This is a genomic window from Nocardiopsis changdeensis (assembly GCF_018316655.1).
Lineage (GTDB): Bacteria > Actinomycetota > Actinomycetes > Streptosporangiales > Streptosporangiaceae > Nocardiopsis > Nocardiopsis changdeensis.
Map to the genome: position 1 here is coordinate 6,393,643 of NZ_CP074133.1, position 18,243 is coordinate 6,411,885.

At 73.1% G+C, this 18,243-nt stretch carries 14 protein-coding genes; 2 read left to right on the forward strand and 12 right to left on the reverse strand.

Translation table 11 applies throughout. The features are described 5' to 3' along the window. Positions 1-41 precede the first annotated feature (41 nt). Positions 42-902, forward strand: a complete 861-nt coding sequence (locus KGD84_RS28690) for a hypothetical protein (protein ID WP_220563451.1) — start codon at positions 42-44, stop codon at positions 900-902. A 202-nt stretch (positions 903-1,104) separates the two neighbouring features. Beyond that, positions 1,105-2,538 (forward strand): hypothetical protein, encoded by a 1,434-nt coding sequence (locus KGD84_RS28695; RefSeq protein ID WP_220563452.1) that lies wholly within the window; start codon positions 1,105-1,107, stop codon positions 2,536-2,538. Positions 2,539-2,662: 124 nt separating this feature from the next. Here KGD84_RS28695 and KGD84_RS28700 read toward each other — a convergent pair whose 3' ends face one another. The 12 genes from KGD84_RS28700 to nuoE form a co-directional block, all read right to left on the reverse strand. Next, positions 2,663-3,847 carry an FAD-dependent monooxygenase gene (locus tag KGD84_RS28700; protein WP_220563453.1) on the reverse strand — a complete coding sequence of 395 codons (1,185 nt, stop codon included), beginning with the start codon at positions 3,845-3,847 and terminating at the stop codon, positions 2,663-2,665. A 155-nt stretch (positions 3,848-4,002) separates the two neighbouring features. Beyond that, positions 4,003-5,007, reverse strand: coding sequence for a polyprenyl synthetase family protein (locus tag KGD84_RS28705; RefSeq protein WP_220563454.1), 1,005 nt, complete (start codon positions 5,005-5,007; stop codon positions 4,003-4,005). Between the two features lie 310 nt (positions 5,008-5,317). Then, complete coding sequence (nuoN, locus tag KGD84_RS28710) at positions 5,318-6,964, reverse strand: NADH-quinone oxidoreductase subunit NuoN (protein ID WP_220563455.1); 1,647 nt, start codon at positions 6,962-6,964, stop codon at positions 5,318-5,320. Next, the gene (locus KGD84_RS28715) at positions 6,961-8,583 is read right to left on the reverse strand and encodes an NADH-quinone oxidoreductase subunit M (protein WP_220563456.1); all 1,623 of its coding nucleotides are present in this window, start codon (positions 8,581-8,583) and stop codon (positions 6,961-6,963) included. The genes nuoN and KGD84_RS28715 overlap by 4 nt, the downstream gene beginning before the upstream one ends. Before the next feature lie 3 nt (positions 8,584-8,586). Then, positions 8,587-10,530 (reverse strand): NADH-quinone oxidoreductase subunit L, encoded by a 1,944-nt coding sequence (gene nuoL / locus KGD84_RS28720; protein ID WP_255646856.1) that lies wholly within the window; start codon positions 10,528-10,530, stop codon positions 8,587-8,589. Between the two features lie 14 nt (positions 10,531-10,544). Then, the gene (nuoK, locus tag KGD84_RS28725; RefSeq protein WP_220563458.1) at positions 10,545-10,844 is read right to left on the reverse strand and encodes an NADH-quinone oxidoreductase subunit NuoK; all 300 of its coding nucleotides are present in this window, start codon (positions 10,842-10,844) and stop codon (positions 10,545-10,547) included. Next, entirely contained in the window at positions 10,832-11,785 is a 954-nt protein-coding gene (locus tag KGD84_RS28730) for an NADH-quinone oxidoreductase subunit J (RefSeq protein ID WP_220563459.1), read from the reverse strand. Before KGD84_RS28730 ends, nuoK begins: the two co-directional genes overlap by 13 nt. Further along, entirely contained in the window at positions 11,782-12,333 is a 552-nt protein-coding gene (gene nuoI, locus KGD84_RS28735) for an NADH-quinone oxidoreductase subunit NuoI (RefSeq protein ID WP_220563460.1), read from the reverse strand. Before nuoI ends, KGD84_RS28730 begins: the two co-directional genes overlap by 4 nt. After that, entirely contained in the window at positions 12,326-13,693 is a 1,368-nt protein-coding gene (gene nuoH, locus KGD84_RS28740; protein ID WP_220563461.1) for an NADH-quinone oxidoreductase subunit NuoH, read from the reverse strand. The genes nuoI and nuoH overlap by 8 nt, the downstream gene beginning before the upstream one ends. Next, positions 13,690-16,149, reverse strand: a complete 2,460-nt coding sequence (locus KGD84_RS28745; RefSeq protein WP_220563462.1) for an NADH-quinone oxidoreductase subunit G — start codon at positions 16,147-16,149, stop codon at positions 13,690-13,692. The genes nuoH and KGD84_RS28745 overlap by 4 nt, the downstream gene beginning before the upstream one ends. Continuing rightward, entirely contained in the window at positions 16,146-17,465 is a 1,320-nt protein-coding gene (gene nuoF / locus KGD84_RS28750; protein WP_220563463.1) for an NADH-quinone oxidoreductase subunit NuoF, read from the reverse strand. The genes KGD84_RS28745 and nuoF overlap by 4 nt, the downstream gene beginning before the upstream one ends. Beyond that, positions 17,462-18,229: an NADH-quinone oxidoreductase subunit NuoE gene (gene nuoE, locus KGD84_RS28755; RefSeq protein WP_370634669.1), complete on the reverse strand. Its 768-nt coding sequence runs from the start codon at positions 18,227-18,229 to the stop codon at positions 17,462-17,464. Before nuoE ends, nuoF begins: the two co-directional genes overlap by 4 nt. Positions 18,230-18,243: the final 14 nt, after the last annotated feature.

Here is an 18,243-nt window from a genome sequence, read left to right on the forward strand (position 1 = left end):
TCCCGGTTCCCGACGGTCCGCACGTCACGGAGGGCACCCTCATGTCCCGCACCAGCCGCACGCCCCGCGCCCCGCGCGCGGCCGCGGTGGTGCGTCCGCCCTCCCTGCTGCTGCTACCACTGTTCGTCGGGGCGGCCCTGGCCGCCCTGTGGCTGATCGGCGCGCCGTCCGCGCAGGCCGACACCGCCGGACCGCTCGGCCTGGACCGGGCCGCCTCCCTGGACCGGGCCGCCTCGCTGGACACCGGGCTCGCGCAGGGGCTGGACCCCTCGCTGGAGGCCGGGGTCGCCGAGGTCGCCGCGCCGGTCACCGACACCCTGGGCACCGTCCACCGGAGCCTGGAGGAGCGGACGGAGTCCGCCCCCGCCGTCACCGAGGTCGGCGAGGAGGTCCACGAGGGCGCCCGGCGCGTGGTCCGCGAGCTCTCGGCCGCCGACCAGGTCCAGGCGGAGAACCTCGTGGCCCACATCGCCGCCACCCGCGTGGCCCCCGCGTCGGCGGAGCCCGGCGCGGCGGCCCCCGCGGCCGCGGCCGAGCCCGCCGGGAGCGCCCGTTCCGACGCCGGGGACGGGGAGGCCGACGGGGAGTCCGGCCCCGGGGAGGCCGTTCTCCGGGACGCCGCCCCCGCGCCGCTCCCGGCGCTCCGGGCCGCCGGGGCGGTCGCCGACTCCGCGACGGTGGACGGGCAGCGCCCCGCGGCCGCCGAGCACGACGTCTCCGCGGCCCCCCAGCTCTCCACCGGTTCCGCCGCGCCCACCGGGGCCGGCGCCCCCGCGGTCGCCGGGTACCTCACCGTCGTGCCCGTCACCGCTCCCGCCGCCGACGTGCTCTCGACCGCCGTCGACGCCGTGCACCCGGTGCCCGCGGGCGCCGCCGACGACCCCACGGTCTCCCCCGACTAGGAACGGGCCGCTCCGACGGACCCGTTCCCAGCCCTTCCCGCTCTGGGAGCTGACCTGAGTCCCGTGCCCCGTACCGCCCCGCCGCGGTCCCGCTCACGTGATTCACGTCAGCCGGTGGTCCACCGGCTCCCGGCCGGCCCGACCCGACGTCGCGGCCGCCCCGCAGCACACCGCAACCACAGAGCCTTCCGGAAGGAAACCCATGTCGCAGGCCAAGCGCATTTCAGCCAGGGCTGTTCTGCTCGCCGCCGGAACCGCCGGCTTCGTCGCCCTCGGCGCCGGTGTCTCGGGGGCCGAGGCGCTCGCCTCCCCCGTCGCCGAGATCGCCCCCACCGTCGAGCGGGCGCTCGTGGAGGGCGTCGCCCCGACCATGAACAGCGCCTTCCCCGGCGGGATCGGCCCGGTCGCCGGGAGCACGCTCTCCGAACTCCAGGAGACCTCGCGCGCCGACAAGCCCGCGCCCGACCTGGCCGCGATGGTGCCCGCCGGCGAGCCGGAGATCGCCACCCCGGTCGGCGGCGTCGCCAACCCGAGCGCGGCGCTGGCCGACGCCCTCGCCGCCACCCAGGACGCGACCGGCCTGGACGGGAACCCGCACGACACCGTCGGGCACGACCTGGGCGAGGCCGTCCAGAAGCGGGCCACCGAAGCGGGCGACGAATTCGGGACCACCGCCCAGAGCGCGGGCGGGGCCGTGGAGGGGGCCGCCTCCGAGGTGCTCCCGCACACGGTGGTCGCGGCGTACGGCCTCCGCGAGGAGTTGGGCGTGCCCTCGGTCTCCGACCTGCCCCGCCCCGGCGACCTGGCCCAGGGCCTCGACGCCTCCCGGCTGTCCGAGGCCGCGGCCGTCACCGAGGCCGTGGACCTGTCCGACCCCACCGCGCTGACCCGGGAGAACACCCTGGGGATCAGCGAGGTCCTGGACGTGGCCCCCGCCCTGCCGGCCGCCGGCGGGACCGTGCCGCAGAGCGCCCAGGAGCCCGTGGTCCCGAACATGTGGGACTTCGCCTACGCGTTCGGTGTGGAGACGCCCAAGGCCCTCCAGGACGTGGTGGAGTCCAACCCGGTCACCGACGACAACTACGTGAGCCTGGGCGAGGAGGAGGTCCTGGGGGCGGTCGGCAACCGCAACCTGGACGAGAGCATCACCGCCGTCCCCCAGCGCGAGCAGCAGACCTCCCCCCTGGCGCAGGGGCCGGCCGTCGTGGAGACGCCCGCCGTCGCGCAGCTGCCCGACGGGCAGCGGACGCCGGGGCTGTCGGACCTGACCGACGCGCTGATGACCGGCGCCTCCGACCTGGGCTCGGCCGAGATGGTCGCCCTCGACGGGCCGATCGCCGACAGCGAGGTGCCGCGGGTGGGCACCGGGCTGCCCGCCGTGGACGAGGCCCTGCCGCAGGTCGCCGACACCTCGTCGCTGCCCACCCTGGCCGAGGGCCCCGACATGTCCACCGCCGAGGACCTGGTGGCCGGGCTGAGCCGCGGGCCCGCCCTGCTGGAGGACCTGGACACCAGCGACCTGGTCTCCATCGAGGGCGGCACCGCCGAGGCCCCGCCCGCGCCCGAGGGCACGGTGTCGCACCCGACCTTCCTGAACCCGCTGCCCGGCTCCGAGGCCCTGCCCGTGGTGAGCTAGGCGGTTCCCCCCGGGCGCGTACCCGCCCGGGGACCGGAACGCCCCCGACGCGCCCGGGGGCGTCCCGCCGCTCCTTCCCGCAGCCCGATGGCGCCGCACCGGCGGCGCCATCGGCGTGTTCCGCTCAGGCCGGGACGTGGTCGGCCAGCGGGAAGTCGTAGGCGCGCTTCAGCCCCGGCGGCGCCCCCGTCAGCGAGACCAGCCGGGCGAACGCCCCGAACAGCCAGGACCGGACCCGCAGGCCCACCTCGCCGGTGTCCGGAGCGGTCATGGCGGTGTTCGTGCCTCCCATCGCGAGGTTGGCGTCGACGAAGCCGCGTATCGCCCGTTCGTAGGCGGGGAAGGCGGCCCGGTGGTCGCCTCCCGCCCGGGCGAGCCCGCCGGCCAGGACGCAGGCGCCGACCAGGGCCAGGGTGCTCCCCTGGCCGGTCATCGGGTCGGGGCAGTAGCCGGCGTCCCCCACCAGGGCCACCCGGCCGCGGGTCCAGGAGTCCATGTGGATCTGGACGGAGGGGGACACGTGGACGGCGTCGGAGCGCTCCATGGCCTCCAGCACGCGCCGCACCTCCTCGCCGTCCCCCACGAAGCGCTCGCGGAGCCGCCGCTTGTGCTCCTCCGCGTCGGCCACCGGTTCCCGGTCGCGGGTGAGGACCGTGCACTCCAGGGTGCCCGCCTCGGGGAAGGGCGCGAGGAGCATCCCGCGCCCGGGGCGGACCAGGCCGCGCACGTGGTCGGTGAGCCCGAGGTCGTCGGGGAGCTCGAAGAGGGCGATGTTGGTCCCCAGGTACTTCCGGAAGCGCTCCTTGGGCCCGAAGACGAGGGAGCGGGTGTCGGAGTGGATCCCGTCGGCCCCGATCACGAGGTCGAAGTCCCGCGGCCGCCGGTTCCGGAAGCTCACGGTGACACCGTGGCCGGTCTCGCGGATCCCGGTGACCGAGTCGTCGAACAGGTACTCGGCCTCGTCGCGGGTGGCGCGGTACAGGATCTCGCAGAGGTCGCCGCGGCGGATCACCAGGCCCTGTTCGCCGGAGACCAGCGAGGCCCCCTCGATCACCACCCGGCGGCGCCCCCCGTGGCCGAAGCGGATCTCCCCGGGCGGCGCGCCGGAGAGCTCGCGGGCCTCCTCCAGGAGCCCGGTGCGGCGCAGCGCGTCGACGCCGACGCCCTCGATCTGGATGCGGTGGCCGCCGGTGCGCACGGCCGGCGCCCGCTCCACGACGGTGGGCCGGAATCCGTAGCGGTGCAGCCAGTGGGCGAGGGCCGGGCCGGCGATGCCGCCGCCCGAGATGAGGATGCGTTCTCCCGGCATGTCGTCCTCCCGAGAAGTGGACCGGCACTTTTGATTGTACGTACGTTCAAATCCAGGGCAAGGGGCTCTCCCGGCCGGAATCGGACACGCCCCCGGGAACGCCGACGGCGCCGGTCCCGGTGGGACGCGGCGCCGTCGGTGGGCGGGCGGGGCGGTCAGCCGGAGCGTTCCACCACGTAGTCGCACAGGGCCTCGAAGGCGTCGCGCGCCGGGCCCTGCGGCAGGGTGGCCAGCTCGGCGCGGGCCTTGTCGGACCAGCCGCGCAGGGTCTTCTCCGCCTCGGCCATCGCCGGGTGGGCGCGCAGCAGGCCCAGGGCCTCCTCGGCCTCGGTGTCGTCCAGCGGGCGGCCCAGCAGCGACTTGAGCCGGTCGTCGGCCGGGTCGGTGGAGCGCAGCGCGTAGAACATCGGCAGGGTCAGCACGCCCTCGCGCAGGTCCGTGCCGGGGACCTTGCCGGACTCGCGGGTCTCGGCGGCCACGTCGATGAGGTCGTCGGCGAGCTGGAAGGCCATCCCCAGCGCGTCGCAGGCGCGGGTGAGCGTGCCGGTGGTCACCGGGTCGACCTTGCCGAACATGCCGCCGAACTCGGCGGAGGAGGCGATGAGGGAGGCCGTCTTGTCCCCGATGACCCGCAGGTAGTGGTCGAGCGGGTCGACGCCCTCGGGCGGGCCGGAGGTCTCCAGGATCTGTCCCTGGACCAGCCGGCCGAACGTCTCGGCCTGGAGGCGGACGGCCTCCGGGCCCAGGTCGGCGAGGATCTCCGACGCCTTGGCGAACACGTAGTCGCCGGTGAGGATGGCGATGGTGTTGCCCCAGCGCTGGTTGGCGCTGGGCTTGCCGCGGCGCAGCTCCGCCTCGTCCATGACGTCGTCGTGGTACAGCGTCGCCACGTGGGTCAGCTCGACCACGGCCGCCGCCGGGACGAGGTCGGGCATGTCCGGGTCGCCGAAGTGCGCGGCCAGCAGCACCAGCATCGCCCGGAACCGCTTGCCCCCGGCCTCCAGCAGGTGGGAGGCGGCCTCGGTCAGCATCGGGTCGCTCGCGCGCACCGACTCCCTCAGGACGTCCTCGACCTTCTCGAGACCGTCCTGGACCTCCCGGGCGAGGGCCGAGTCGACTCTCGGCAGAGCGAGAAACCCGCTCGGGACAGCACCGCTCACCGTAAAGCTCCACCTGTTGAACGGGCACGGCGGCGGCCGCTCGGGGCCGCCGCGTGCTCAGCACATGAACATGATCCGACTTGCCACGGTATCCGACCCGGAATGATCATCCAAAGCCACACCCGGGTACGACCCGGACCGGAATGGAACCGCAGCTCATCCGGCCCGGGCCGCGGCCGTGCCTCCTCGAACCCCCGCTCCGCCCCGGCTCGCGCGGGGGCGCCCGGGGAACGGGGGCCTTCGGCCCTTCCAGAACCCCGTGCGCCCCCGCGGGCCCCCGGCGGTACAGGGGTGTGTTCGAGAACGGGCCCTACGGCCGCCCGCCCTCGGTGGACGCCTGGTCCACCATCACCGAGACCGGGTCCTGCCCGCTCTCCGGGGAGGGCAGCAGGTTGTCGAGCACCGGCCCGGGGTACAGGCCGAGCGCCAGGGTGGCGGCCACACCGATGGCGATGACCCCGCCGGTGGCGGCCCCGGCCCGCACGACGGTGGGCCCGTCGGCCTCCGGATCCCGGAAGAACATCACAACGATGATCCGGACGTAGAAGAACGCGGTGACGGCGCTGCTGAGCACGCCGACGATCACCAGCGGGGTGGCCCCGGCGGCGACGGCGGCCTCGAACACCGCGAACTTGCCGATGAACCCGCTGGTCAGCGGGATGCCCGCGAAGGCCAGCAGGAACAGGGACAGCGCCCCCGCCAGCAGCGGGTGGCGGCGGCCCAGCCCCGCCCACCGGTCCAGGTCGCCCAGCTCCTGCCCGCCGTCGGCGGTGCGGACCAGGGTGACCACGGCGAACGCGCCCAGGGTGGTGAACCCGTAGGCGGCCAGGTAGAACATCGCCCCGGCCAGGCCGTCGGTGCTCCCGGCGACCACGGCGGTGAGGATGAACCCGGCGTGCACCACCGAGGAGTAGGCCAGCAGCCGCTTCACGTCCCGCTGGGACACGGCGATGACCGCGGCGACCACCATGGTGAGCACCGCGATGATCCACAGCATCGGCTCCCAGGCCCCGATCCGGCCGCCGAAGGGCACGAAGAACACCCGCAGCAGGGCGCCGAACGCGGCGACCAGGGTGCAGGAGGCCATCAGCGCCGTGACCGGGGTGGGCGCCCCCTGGTACACGTCCGGCTTCCAGTTGTGGAACGGCACCGCGCCGACCTTGAACAGCAGGCCGACGGCGACCAGCCCGATCCCCATGAGCAGCAGCGGCTCGCCGTTGCCGTCCGCGAAGATCGCCGCCCCGCCGGCCTCGACGGCCGCGCGCACCTCGCCGAAGTTCACCGACCCGGCGTAGCCGTACACCATGGCGGCGCCGAACAGGAAGAACGCCGAGGAGAACGCCCCGAGCAGGAAGTACTTGACCGCGGCCTCCTGGGAGAACAGGCGGCGCCTGCGGGCGAGCCCGCACATCAGGTACAGCGGGAGGCTCATCACCTCCAGGGCGATGAACATGGTGAGGAAGTCGTTCGAGGCGGGGAACATCAGCATCCCCAGCACCGCGAACAGCACCAGCGGGTAGATCTCGGTGTGCTGCGACCCGGCCAGGATGTGCGCCCGCTCCTCCTCGCTGCCGGGGACCGCGGCCGCCTGGGCGGCGAACGCGTCCCGGCCGTCGCGGCGCTCGGCGATGAGCAGCAGGCTCACCAGCGCCAGCACCGTGATGGTGCCCTGGAAGAACAGCACGGTCCGGTCGACGGCCAGCGAGCCGACGCCGACGGTCACCCCGGCCTGCCCGTCGGGCAGGGACCCGACCTGGAGCACCACGAGCACGAACGTCGCCAGCAGGGCCAGCGCGGCCAGGCCGATCTGGAGCGGGCGGCGGCGCGCGGCGGGCACGAACGCCTCGAACAGCACGGCCACCATCGCGGCGCCGAACAGGGTGAGCAGCGGTGCCAGCAGCCACCAGTCGAGGACCGGTGCCTCCTGGGTGACGACGGGGAGGTCCTGGGGGATCACTCCGCGCCTCCTTCCTCGGCGGAGTCGACCGTGGCCACCACGGTGCGTTCCGCGGCCGGTTCGATCGCGTCGAGCAGCGGCTGCGGGTACAGCCCGAACGCGATGATGAGCGCGAGCAGCGGACCGACGGCCCACGCCTCGCGCGCGGACAGGTCCTTGAACCCGGACACGCTGTCGGCGGTGGGCCCGGTCATGGTGCGCTGGTACATCCACAGGATGTAGAGCGCGGCGAGCACGACGCCGATCACGGCGATCAGGGCGGGCGCGGGGCTGAACGCGTACACGCCGACGAACACCAGGAACTCGCTGACGAACGGCGCCAGCCCGGGCAGGGCGAGCCCGGCCAGGCCGGTGACCAGGAAGACCCCGGCGAGTTTGGGCGCCGCGTTCTGCACCCCGCCGAAGTCCTCGATGCGCGAGGAGCCGCGGCGGGCCACGAGCAGCCCCACGACCAGGAACAGGGCCCCGGTCGCGAACCCGTGGTTGACCATGTACAGCGCGGCCCCGGTCTGGGCCTGCGCGGTCATCGCGAAGATGCCCAGGGTGATGAACCCGAAGTGGGAGATCGACGTGTAGGCGACCAGGCGCATCATGTCGGTCTGGCCGATGGCCAGGATCGCCCCGTAGACGATGCTCACCAGGCTCAGCACCACCACGGGCCACACGAACCAGGACACGGCCGCGGGGAACAGCTCCATGCAGTACCGCAGCATGCCGTAGGTGCCGACCTTGTCGAGCACGCCCACCAGCAGCACGGCGGTGCCGGGGCGGGAGGCCCCGGCGGCCTGCGGCAGCCAGGTGTGCACGGGCCACATCGGCGCCTTGATCGCGAAGGCGATGAAGAAGCCGAGGAACAGCCAGCGCGCGGTGGACGGGTCCAGGGCGGCCAGCGCCCCGTCCTCCCCGACCAGGTCGGCCCAGAGGAAGGTGCCGCCGTGGACGAACACCCCGATGACGGCGACCAGCATGACCAGGCCGCCGGCGAGGCTGTACAGCAGGAACTTGACGGCCGCCCGGGCCCGCTCGTCGCCGCGCCCGTACCGCCCGATCATGAAGTAGACCGGGATGAGCATGGCCTCGAAGAACACGTAGAAGAGGAAGACGTCGGTGGCCGCGAAGACCCCGATCATCATGGCCTCCAGGGCCAGGATGAGCGCGAAGTAGCCGCGCCCGCCGTCCTCCCGGTCGTCGTGCTCCCTCCAGGCGGCCAGGACCACCAGCGGGACCAGGACCGCCGACATGAGGATCAAGGTGAGGGCGATGCCGTCCACCCCGACGGCGAAGTGGACCCCGAAGCGGGGGATCCACGGGTACTCCTCCACGAACTGGAGGGAGCCCGCGTTCGACGTGTCGAAGCGCAGGGACATGGCGACCAGGACGGCCAGGGTGGCCAGGGAGAAGCCGAGCGTGATGCGCTTGGCGTTCTCGGCGGAGGCCGCCCCGGAGGCGGTGGCCGCGGGGGCGCGGACCGCCGTGGCGGTGCCGCCGCCCCCTTCGGACGCGACGGCGGCGGCCGACGCGGCCGGCGCCCGGCCGCCCGCACCGGTGCGCGGGAGCGCCCAGACGAGCACGGCGCCGATCGCGGGCAACGCGATCGCGATGGTGAGCCAGGGGATCATTGTCTACAACCTCACAACCAGCGTCGCGGCGACGATCACGGCGCCGAAGAGCATGGTGAGCGCGTACGACCGGGCGAAGCCGGTCTGCGCCCGCCCGAGCCCGCGGGAGGAGTCGCGCACGCCCGCGCCGAGCCCGTTGACGAACCCGTCGATGACCTTGTCCTCGATGTCGGAGAGCACCTTGGTGAGGACCTGGCCGGGGCGCATGAACAGCCCCTCGTTGATCTCGTTGCCGTACAGTTCGCGGCTCGCGGCGACGGTGACGGGGCTCCCCTTCGGAGCGGTGCGCGCGACCGGACGGCGCAGGTACACGGCCCAGGCCGCCGCCACACCGAGGACCAGCACGCCCAGCGCCGCCAGCCCGTAGGGCGAGGTGAAGGCGTGGGCCAGGTCGAAGTGGTGCGGGTGGGCGCCGATGGTGGGCGCCAGGAAGTTCGCGAACCGGTCGCCGAACACCAGGAACGCGCCCAGGAACACCGAGCCGATGGACAGCACGACCATGGGGGCGGTCATGCTCACCGGCGACTCGTGCGGGTGCACGCCCTCGTCCCACCGCTTCTCGCCGAGGAAGGTCATGAAGAACATGCGGGACATGTAGAAGGCGGTGAGCCCGGCGCCGAGGATGACCGCCGACCCCAGGACCATGCCCTGGGTGCCGCCGACGCCGAACGCCTCGGTGATGATGCTCTCCTTGGTCCACCAGCCGGACAGCAGCGGGACGCCGATGATGGCGAGGTAGCCCAGTCCGAAGGTGGCGAAGGTGATCGGCATGACCCGGGCCAGGCCGCCGTAGCGGCGCATGTCGACCCCGTCGTCCATGGCGTGCATGACCGATCCGGCGCCCAGGAACAGCCCGGCCTTGAAGAAGCCGTGCGTGATCAGGTGGGCGATGGCGGCCACGTACCCGACCGGGCCGAGCCCGGCGGCCAGCACCATCATGCCGATCTGGCTCATCGTCGAGCCGGCCAGGGACTTCTTGATGTCGTCCTTGGCCGAGGCGATGATCCCGCCGGCGAGCATGGTGGCGGCCCCGACCACCGCGACGGTGGTCTGCGCGGCGGGCGCGGCCTCGAAGACCGGCCCGGCGCGGACGATGAGGTAGACGCCCGCGGTGACCATGGTCGCCGCGTGGATGAGCGCCGACACCGGGGTCGGGCCCTCCATGGCGTCCAGCAGCCACGCCTGCAGGGGCAGCTGCGCGGACTTGCCGCAGGCGCCGAGCAGCAGGCACAGGCCGATGGCGACCAGCACCCCGTTCCCGGCGCCGGGGACGGCGGCGAACACGTCGCTGAAGCTCACGGCGCCCAGGGCGGTGAACATGATCATGATCGCCGCGAGCAGGCCCATGTCGCCCACGCGGTTGATGATGAACGCCTTCTTGGCCGCGGTGGCCGCCGACGGCTTGTACTGCCAGAACCCGATGAGGAGGTAGGACGCCAGGCCCACGCCCTCCCAGCCCAGGAACAGCAGGGCGAAGTTGTCGGCCAGGACCAGCACCAGCATGGCCGCCACGAACAGGTTGAGGTAGGCGAAGAAGCGCCGCCGCCCCGGGTCGTGGGACATGTAGCCGATCGAGTAGACGTGGATCAGCGACCCGACGAACGTGATCAGCAGGACGAAGCTGATGGACAGGGGGTCGACCAGCAGGTCCGCCCCCACCGTGAACTCGCCGACCGAGAACCACTCGTAGACCGGGACCGACACGCTGCGCGCGTCCTGCGCCCGGCCCAGGAGGTCGAACAGGATGAGGGCCGCCCACACGAACGAGCCCACCGGCAGCGCCGTGGCGAGCAGGTGGCCCCAGGAGTCGGTCCGCTTGCCCCCCAGCAGCAGGACCGCCGCGCCGGCCAGCGGCAGGGCGATGAGCAGCCAGGCGTTCGACAGAACCGCGCCTTCCGCGGCCACCGCCGTCCCGGTGTCGGCGGCGAGGAGAGTGTGTTGTTGCACTGCCACGTCGCCTTCTAGTGCTTGAGCAGGTTGGCGTCGTCCAGCGACGCGGACCTGCGGGTTCGGAAGATCTGCATGATGATCGCGAGACCGACGACCACCTCGGCGGCGGCGACGACCATCACGAAGAAGGCGATGACCTGCCCTTCGATGTCCCCGTGCATGCGGGCGAACGCGACGAACGCCAGGTTGCAGGCGTTGAGCATCAGCTCGACGCACATGAAGACGATGATCGCGTTGCGCCGGATGAGCACGCCGACCGCGCCGATGGTGAACAGCAGCGCCGCGAGGACGATGTAGTTCATCGGGTCCATGTCGACTCCACCTCCTGCCCGTCGCCGTTCTCCTGGGCCCGGTCGCCGGCGCCCGCCTCGTGCGGGTGGGCCTCGGCCCCCGCGGTGGGCTCGCCCTCCTTGGAGTGGGCCGAGTCCGACCCCCCGCCGGGGAGCGGCGGGCGCCCCGCCCGGACGTCGTCGGGCACCCGCGACTGGTACTCGGGGTCGCGGGCGGTGAGCACCGGGTTGAGCGAGAGCCGGGCGACCTGGCCGTCCGGCAGCAGCGCGGGCATGTCGATCGCGTTGTGCCGGGCGTAGGTGCCGGGCCCGGGCAGCGGGGTCGGGTGGTCGCCGCGGATGCGGTCCTCGGAGATCTCCCGCTGGGTGCGCCGCTTCTTGGTGCGGGCGGTGTGGGCCAGCACCAGGGCGCCCAGGACCGCGGTGACCAGCAGCGCGGCGGTGGCCTCGAAGGCGACCACGTAGCGCAGCAGCAGCTCCCCGGCGATCCAGGGGATGCTGCCGCCCGCCGCCGCGGTCCCGGCGGCCAGGCCGACCGGGTCGCCCACGGAGATGCGGGTGATGCCGGTGGCCAGGGCGCCGACGAAGCACAGGGCGACGACGGCGGTGAGCAGCCGCTGCCCGCCCAGGGTCTCCTTGAGGGAGTCCGCGGAGCTGACGCCGATGAGCATCAGCACGAACAGGAACAGCATGAGGACCGCGCCGGTGTAGACGACGATCTGCACGACCATGAGGAAGGGCGCGGCGTTGATCCCGTAGAAGATCGCCAGGCCCACCATGGTCAGCGCCATGGACATGGCCGAGTGGACGGCCTTGCGGGAGAACACCACTCCCAGGGCGCCGAGCAGGACCACGGTCCCCAGGATCCAGAAGGCCGAGGCCTCCCCGCCGCCGATGGGGGCGGCGAGGTGGACCTCGTGCGTCGGGCCGAGGGGGGAGGCGAGGAGGGCGGAGGGGGTCATCGGACCGCCTCCGTGCTCTCGTGGTGCCCGTCCTGGGAGCCGTGCTGGCCGCGGCCGGTGGCGTAGTAGTCGAGGTCGCTCTCGCCCAGGCGCATCGGGTGCGGCGGCGCCTCCATGCCCTCCTTGAGGGGGGCGAGCAGCTGCTCCTTGGTCCAGATCAGGCTCTGCCTGCTGTCGTCGGCGAGCTCGTACTCGTTGGTCATGGTGAGGGCGCGCGTCGGGCACGCCTCCACGCACAGCCCGCACAGGATGCAGCGCAGGTAGTTGATCTGGTAGACCCGCCCGTAGCGCTCACCGGGCGAGTAGCGGTCGTCGTCGGTGTTGTCACCGGCTTCGACGTAGATGGCGTCGGCGGGACAGGCCCAGGCGCACAGTTCGCACCCGATGCACTTCTCCAGCCCGTCCGCCCACCTGTTCAGCTGGTGCCGTCCGTGGAAGCGCGGCGCCGTGGGGCGCTTGACCTCCGGGTACTCGACGGTCGGCACCTTCTTGAACATGGTGTGGAAGGTGACGCCGAAACCCTTGACGGGATTGAGCCAATCAAGCACCGGTGACCTCCCCCTTCTGCTTGACGCTGCGGCCCGCGGCGGCCGGGGCCGTCCGCGGCGGTTCGGCGAGCACGCTGCTCCCGTAGTGCGGTGCGGTGCTCGGTGGCACCGGGAACCCGCCGAAGGCGGAGTCCTCGTGTGCGCGGCGGGCGTTCTCGGCGCGCTGGGCCGCCTCCTCGGCGCGTTCGCGGCGCGCCGACCGGAGCCAGGCGTAGAACGCGACGAGGGTGGCGAGGGTGAACGCGGCGACGACCGAGCCGATGACGACCGGGGAGGCGCCGTCCAGGACGAGCATCCGCACGACCGCGACGGCGGTGATCCACACCAGCTGGATGGGGATGAGGACCTTCCAGCCGAACTGCATGAGCTGGTCGTACCGGACCCGGGGCAGGCTGCCGCGCGCCCAGATGAACAGGAACATGACGCCGACGAACTTGAGCAGCCACCACAGGGCGGGCCACCAGCCCTCGTTGGCCCCGGGGAAGGCGGTGCCGATCCCGAAGGGGGCGTACCAGCCGCCGAGGAAGAGCGTGACGGACACGGCGGCGACCGTGCACATGTTCACGTACTCGGCGAGGAAGAACATCGTGAACTTCATGGACCCGTACTCGGTCATGAAGCCGCCGACGATCTCGCCCTCGCCCTCGGCCAGGTCGAACGGGAGCCGGTTGGTCTCGCCGATCATGGTGACCAGGTAGATCAGGAACGACGGCAGCAGCAGCACCGCGAACCACAGCCCGCGCTGGGCCTCGACGATCCCGGACGTGGTGAGCGTGCCCGACATGATGAAGACCGCGACGAACGACAGGCCCATCGCGATCTCGTAGCTGATCACCTGGGCGGACGCGCGCAGGCCGCCGAGCAGGGCGTAGGGCGACTGGGACGCCCAGCCGCCGAGCACGAACCCGTACACCCCCAGGGCCGCGGTGGCCAGGACCACCAGGGCCGCGATGGGCAGGTCGGTGAGCTGGAGCGGGGTGACGACCCCGAACAGGTTCACCTCGGGCCCGATCGGGATGACCGAGAAGGCGATGAACGCGGGGACGGCGGCGATCACCGGGGCGGCGATGTAGACGAACCGGTCGACCCCCTCGGGGATCAGGTCCTCCTTGAGGGAGAGCTTGATCCCGTCGAACAGGGACTGGAGCAGGCCCCAGGGGCCCATCCGGTTGGGTCCGTGCCGCTGCTGCATCCGGCCCATGACCTTGCGGTCGGCCATGATCATCATCAGGACGCACACCATCAGGAAGACGAAGATGGCGAGCGCCTTGATGGTGGTGATCCACCACGGGTCGTTGCCGAAGGCGCTGAGCGTCTCCTCCGACGCCAGGTGCGCCACGCTGGTGGCGACGGGGGTCACTGGTGCCTCCCGGCGGTGCTCGGCGCCGACAGCAGGACCGTCTCGCCCGCGCCGCTGCCCAGATCGCGACGGATGTCGCAGCCCCTGGCGTTGGCCGGGAGCCAGACGACCCGGTCGGCGATGTCGGTGACGACCACGGGAACGGTGACCGAGCCCCGGGTGCCGGTGACGCGGAGCGATCCGCCGTCGGGCACCCCGACCTCGTCGGCCGTGGCCTGGGACAGGTAGGCGCGGGCCGGCCGGGCCGTCCCGGCCAGGAACGGCTCGCCGTCCTCCATCCGCCCGGTGCCCAGGAGCTGGCGCCAGGTGGACAGCAGGGCCTCGCCGGGGCGGGGCTCGGGGACGGGGACCGGGCGGACGGCCGGGGCCGCGGCCCGCTCCCCCGCCCACAGGCCCAGCTCCAGCAGCTCGCGGTAGGCGGAGGCGGCGTCGGGCAGCCCCAGGTGGACGTCCATCTCGTCCGCGATCGCGGACAGGACCCGCAGGTCGGAGAGGGCTCCGGGGACCTTGAGCGCGTCGCCGAAGGGCCGGTGGCGGCCCTCCCAGTTGACGAAGGTGCCGGACTTCTCGGCGACGGCGGCGACGGGGAAGACCACGTCGGCGCGGTCGGTGACCTCGCTCGACCGCAGTTCGAGGCTGACGATGAACGGCACCCGGGCCAGGGCCGCGCGGGCGGCCTCGGGGTCGGGCAGGTCGTCGAGCTCGACCCCGGCGACGACCAGGGCGTCGAGCTCGCCGCGGGCGGCGGCCTCGATGATGGCGGCGGTGTCGCGGCCCGGCTCCGGCGGCAGCGTGCCGACGTTCCAGGCGCGGGCGACCTCGGCGCGGGCCGAGGCGTCCGAGACGGGCCGGCCGCCGGGCAGCAGCCCGGGCAGGGCCCCGGCGTCGACGGCGCCGCGCTCCCCGGCCCGGCGCGGGATCCACACCAGGCGGGCGCCGGTGCGGTCGGCCAGCGCCGCGGCGGCGGTGAGCGCGCCGGGGACGGCGGCCAGCCGCTCCCCGACGACGATGACCGCGCCCTGCGCGCCCAGGGCCTCGGCGGCCTCGGGGGCGGTGTCCTCCAGGGCGTTGAGGACGCGGGCCTCGTCTCCCGGAACGGCGCCGATCAGCGTGCCGCCCGCCTTGGTGAGGCCGAGGCTGGCATGGCCGGCGACGGAGTACAGCTTCAGCCCGCGCTTGCGGTGGGCCTTGCGCAGCCGCAGGAACGTGGAGGGCGACTCGTCCTCGGGCTCGAACCCGGCCAGGAGCACGGCCGGGGCCTTCTCCAGGCCGGTGAAGTCCACGTCGATCGGGGTCCCGGCGACACGGGCCGCCAGGAAGTCGGCCTCCTCCCGCGAGTGGGCGCGGGCCCGCATGTCCACGTCGTTGGTGCCCAGGGCGACCCGCGCGAACTTGGCGTAGGCGTAGGCGTCCTCGTAGGTGAGGCGCCCGCCGGTCAGGACGCCGACCCGGCCGCGGGCGGCGGCCAGGCGGCGGCCCGCGATGGAGACGGCCTCCGGCCAGGAGGCGAACTCCAGGGCCCGGGAGTCCTCGTCGCGCACCAGGGGCCGGGTGAGCCGGTCGCTCTGGGTGGCGTAGGTGAACGCCCACCGGCCCTTGTCGCAGTTCCACTCCTCGTTCACCTGCGGGTCGTCGCCGGCCAGGCGGCGGGTGACCTTGCCGCGCCGGTGGTCGGTGCGCTGGGCGCAGCCGCCGGAGCAGTGTTCGCAGACGCTGGGGGTGGAGACCAGGTCGAAGGGGCGGGACCGGAACCGGTAGGCCGACCCGGTGAGGGCGCCCACCGGGCAGATCTGCACGGTGTTGCCGGAGAAGTAGGAGTTGAACGGCTCGCCGCCGGCGATCCCGACCTGCTCCTTGGCGCCGCGCTCCATCAGCTCGATGAGCGGGTCGCCTGCGATCTGCGCCGCGAACCGGGTGCAGCGGGCGCACTGGATGCAGCGCTCCCGGTCGAGCAGCACCTGGCTGGACAGCGGGATCGGCTTGGGGAAGGTCCGCTTGACGTCGATGAACCGGCTCTCGCCCCGGCCGGTGGACATCGCCTGGTTCTGCAGGGGGCACTCGCCGCCCTTGTCGCAGACCGGGCAGTCCAGCGGGTGGTTGATGAGCAGGAACTCCATGATGCCGCGCTGGGCCTTCTCCGCCACCGGGGAGGTGAGGTGGGTGTTGACCACCATCCCCTCCATCACGGTGATGGTGCAGGACGCCTGCGGTTTGGGCATGCCGCGCCCGTTGCCCATGTCGGGGATCTCCACCAGGCACTGGCGGCAGGCCCCGACCGGGTCCAGGAGCGGGTGGTCGCAGAAGCGCGGGATCTGGATCCCGAGCAGTTCGGCGGCGCGGATGAGCAGCGTGCCCTTGGGCACCTGGATGCGGAAACCGTCGATGGTGACGGTGACCAGGTCCTCGGGCGGGGGCGCGGGGGCCGCTCCGCCCGGCGTGTTGGTGGTGACGGTCACGGGTTCCCTCCCGTCGTGGTCGGGCGGTCCGCCCACAGGGTGGACCTGGAGTGGTCGAAGGGGCAGCCGCCCTGCTCGACGTGGTCGATGTACTCCTGGCGGAAGTGCTTGATCGACGACATGACCGGGCTGGTCGCACCGTCGCCCAGGGCGCAGAACGACCGGCCGAGCAGGTTGTCGCAGATGTCCAGGAGCTTGTCGAGGTCGGCCTCGGTGCCCTGGCCGCGCTCCAGGCGGTCCAGCACCTGGACCATCCAGTAGTTGCCCTCGCGGCAGGGTGTGCACTTGCCGCAGGACTCGTGGGCGTAGAAGGCGATCCAGCGGCCGACGGCGCGGACCACGCAGGTGGTCTCGTCGAAGATCTGGAGTGCCCGGGTGCCGAGCATGGAGCCGGCGGCGCCCACCGACTCGAAGTCGAGCGGGGTGTCCAGGTGCTCCTCGGTGAAGATCGGCGTGGAGGAGCCCCCGGGCGTCCAGAACTTGAGGCGGTGGCCCGCGCGGATCCCGCCCGCCATGTCGAGCAGTTCGCGCAGGGTGATGCCGAGCGGGGCCTCGTACTGACCCGGCCGGGTGACGTGCCCGGACAGGGAGAAGAACCCGAACCCGGCGGACTTCTCGGTGCCCATCGAGGTGAACCACTCGGCGCCGCCCAGGACGATGCTGGGGACGCTGGCGATGGACTCGACGTTGTTCACCACGGTCGGCGAGGCGTAGAGCCCGGCGACCGCGGGGAACGGCGGCTTGAGCCGGGGCTGGCCCCGGTAGCCCTCCAGGGAGTCCAGCAGGGCGGTCTCCTCGCCGCAGATGTAGGCGCCGGCCCCGGCGTGGACGACCACGTCGAGGTCGAAGCCGGTGCCGAGGATGTCCTTGCCCAGCAGCCCGGCGGCGTAGGCGTCGGCGACGGCCCTGCGCAGGCGGCGGATGACGTGGACGACCTCGCCGCGCACGTAGATGAACGCCTGGCTCGACTTGATCGCGTAGGAGGCGATCGCCACGCCCTCCACGAGGGAGTGCGGGTTGGCGAGCATGAGCGGGATGTCCTTGCAGGTCCCGGGCTCGGACTCGTCGGCGTTGACGACGAGGTAGCGCGGGTTGGGGTTGTCGGCCGGGAGGAAGCCCCACTTCATGCCGGTGGGGAACCCGGCGCCGCCGCGCCCGCGCAGGCCCGACTGCTTGACCAGGTCGACGAGGGCCTCGGGCTCCATGGCCAGCGCCCTGCGCAGGGCCTGGTAGCCGCCGTCGGCCCGGTAGCCCTCCAGGGTGAAGGAGTCGGGTCGGTCCCAGTTGTGGGACAGGACCGGGGTCAGGGTGGTCACTTGGCCTCCTCCTCACCCTGGGCGGGACGGGGAAGGTTCGCGGGTTCGGAAGAAGACCGCGCCGAAGGCGTCCGTTGAGGGTTGGCGGCGGGCGACGGGTCGGGCGCCGTCCACCCGCGCTCGCGCGCGAGGGCCAGCCCGGCCAGCGAGGGTCCGGCGGCCTGCACGCCCTCGCCGGCGCGGCCGTCGTCGAACCCGGCCAGCACCCGGGAGGCCTGCTTCCAGGTGCACAGGGACGCCGGGCCGCGGGTGGGCGCCACGTCGTTGCCCAGGCGCAGGTCGTCCACGAGCCGCTTGGCCGAGTCCGGGGTCTGGTTGTCGAAGAACTCCCAGTTGACCATCACGACCGGCGCGAAGTCGCAGGCCGCGTTGCACTCGACGTGCTCCAGCGTGACCTTGCCGTCCTCGGTGGTCTCGTTGTTGCCGACGCCCAGGTGCTCCTTGAGGGCGGCGAAGATCTCGTCCCCGCCCATCACGGCGCACAGGGTGTTGGTGCACACCCCCACCTGGTAGTCGCCGCCGGGGCGGCGGCGGTACATGGTGTAGAAGGTCGCGACCGCGTTCACCTCGGCGAGGGTGATGCCGAGCTGGTCGGCGCAGAAGCGCATCCCGGCCCGGCTGACGTGGCCCTCCTCCGACTGCACCAGGTGCAGCAGCGGGAGGAGCGCCGACCTCGGCTTCGGGTAGCGGCCGATGAGCTCCTTGGCGTCCTGCTCCAGGCGCGCGACGACCTCGGCGGGGAACGTGTCGGTCCCCTCCGGGATCGCGGTCGCGCCGT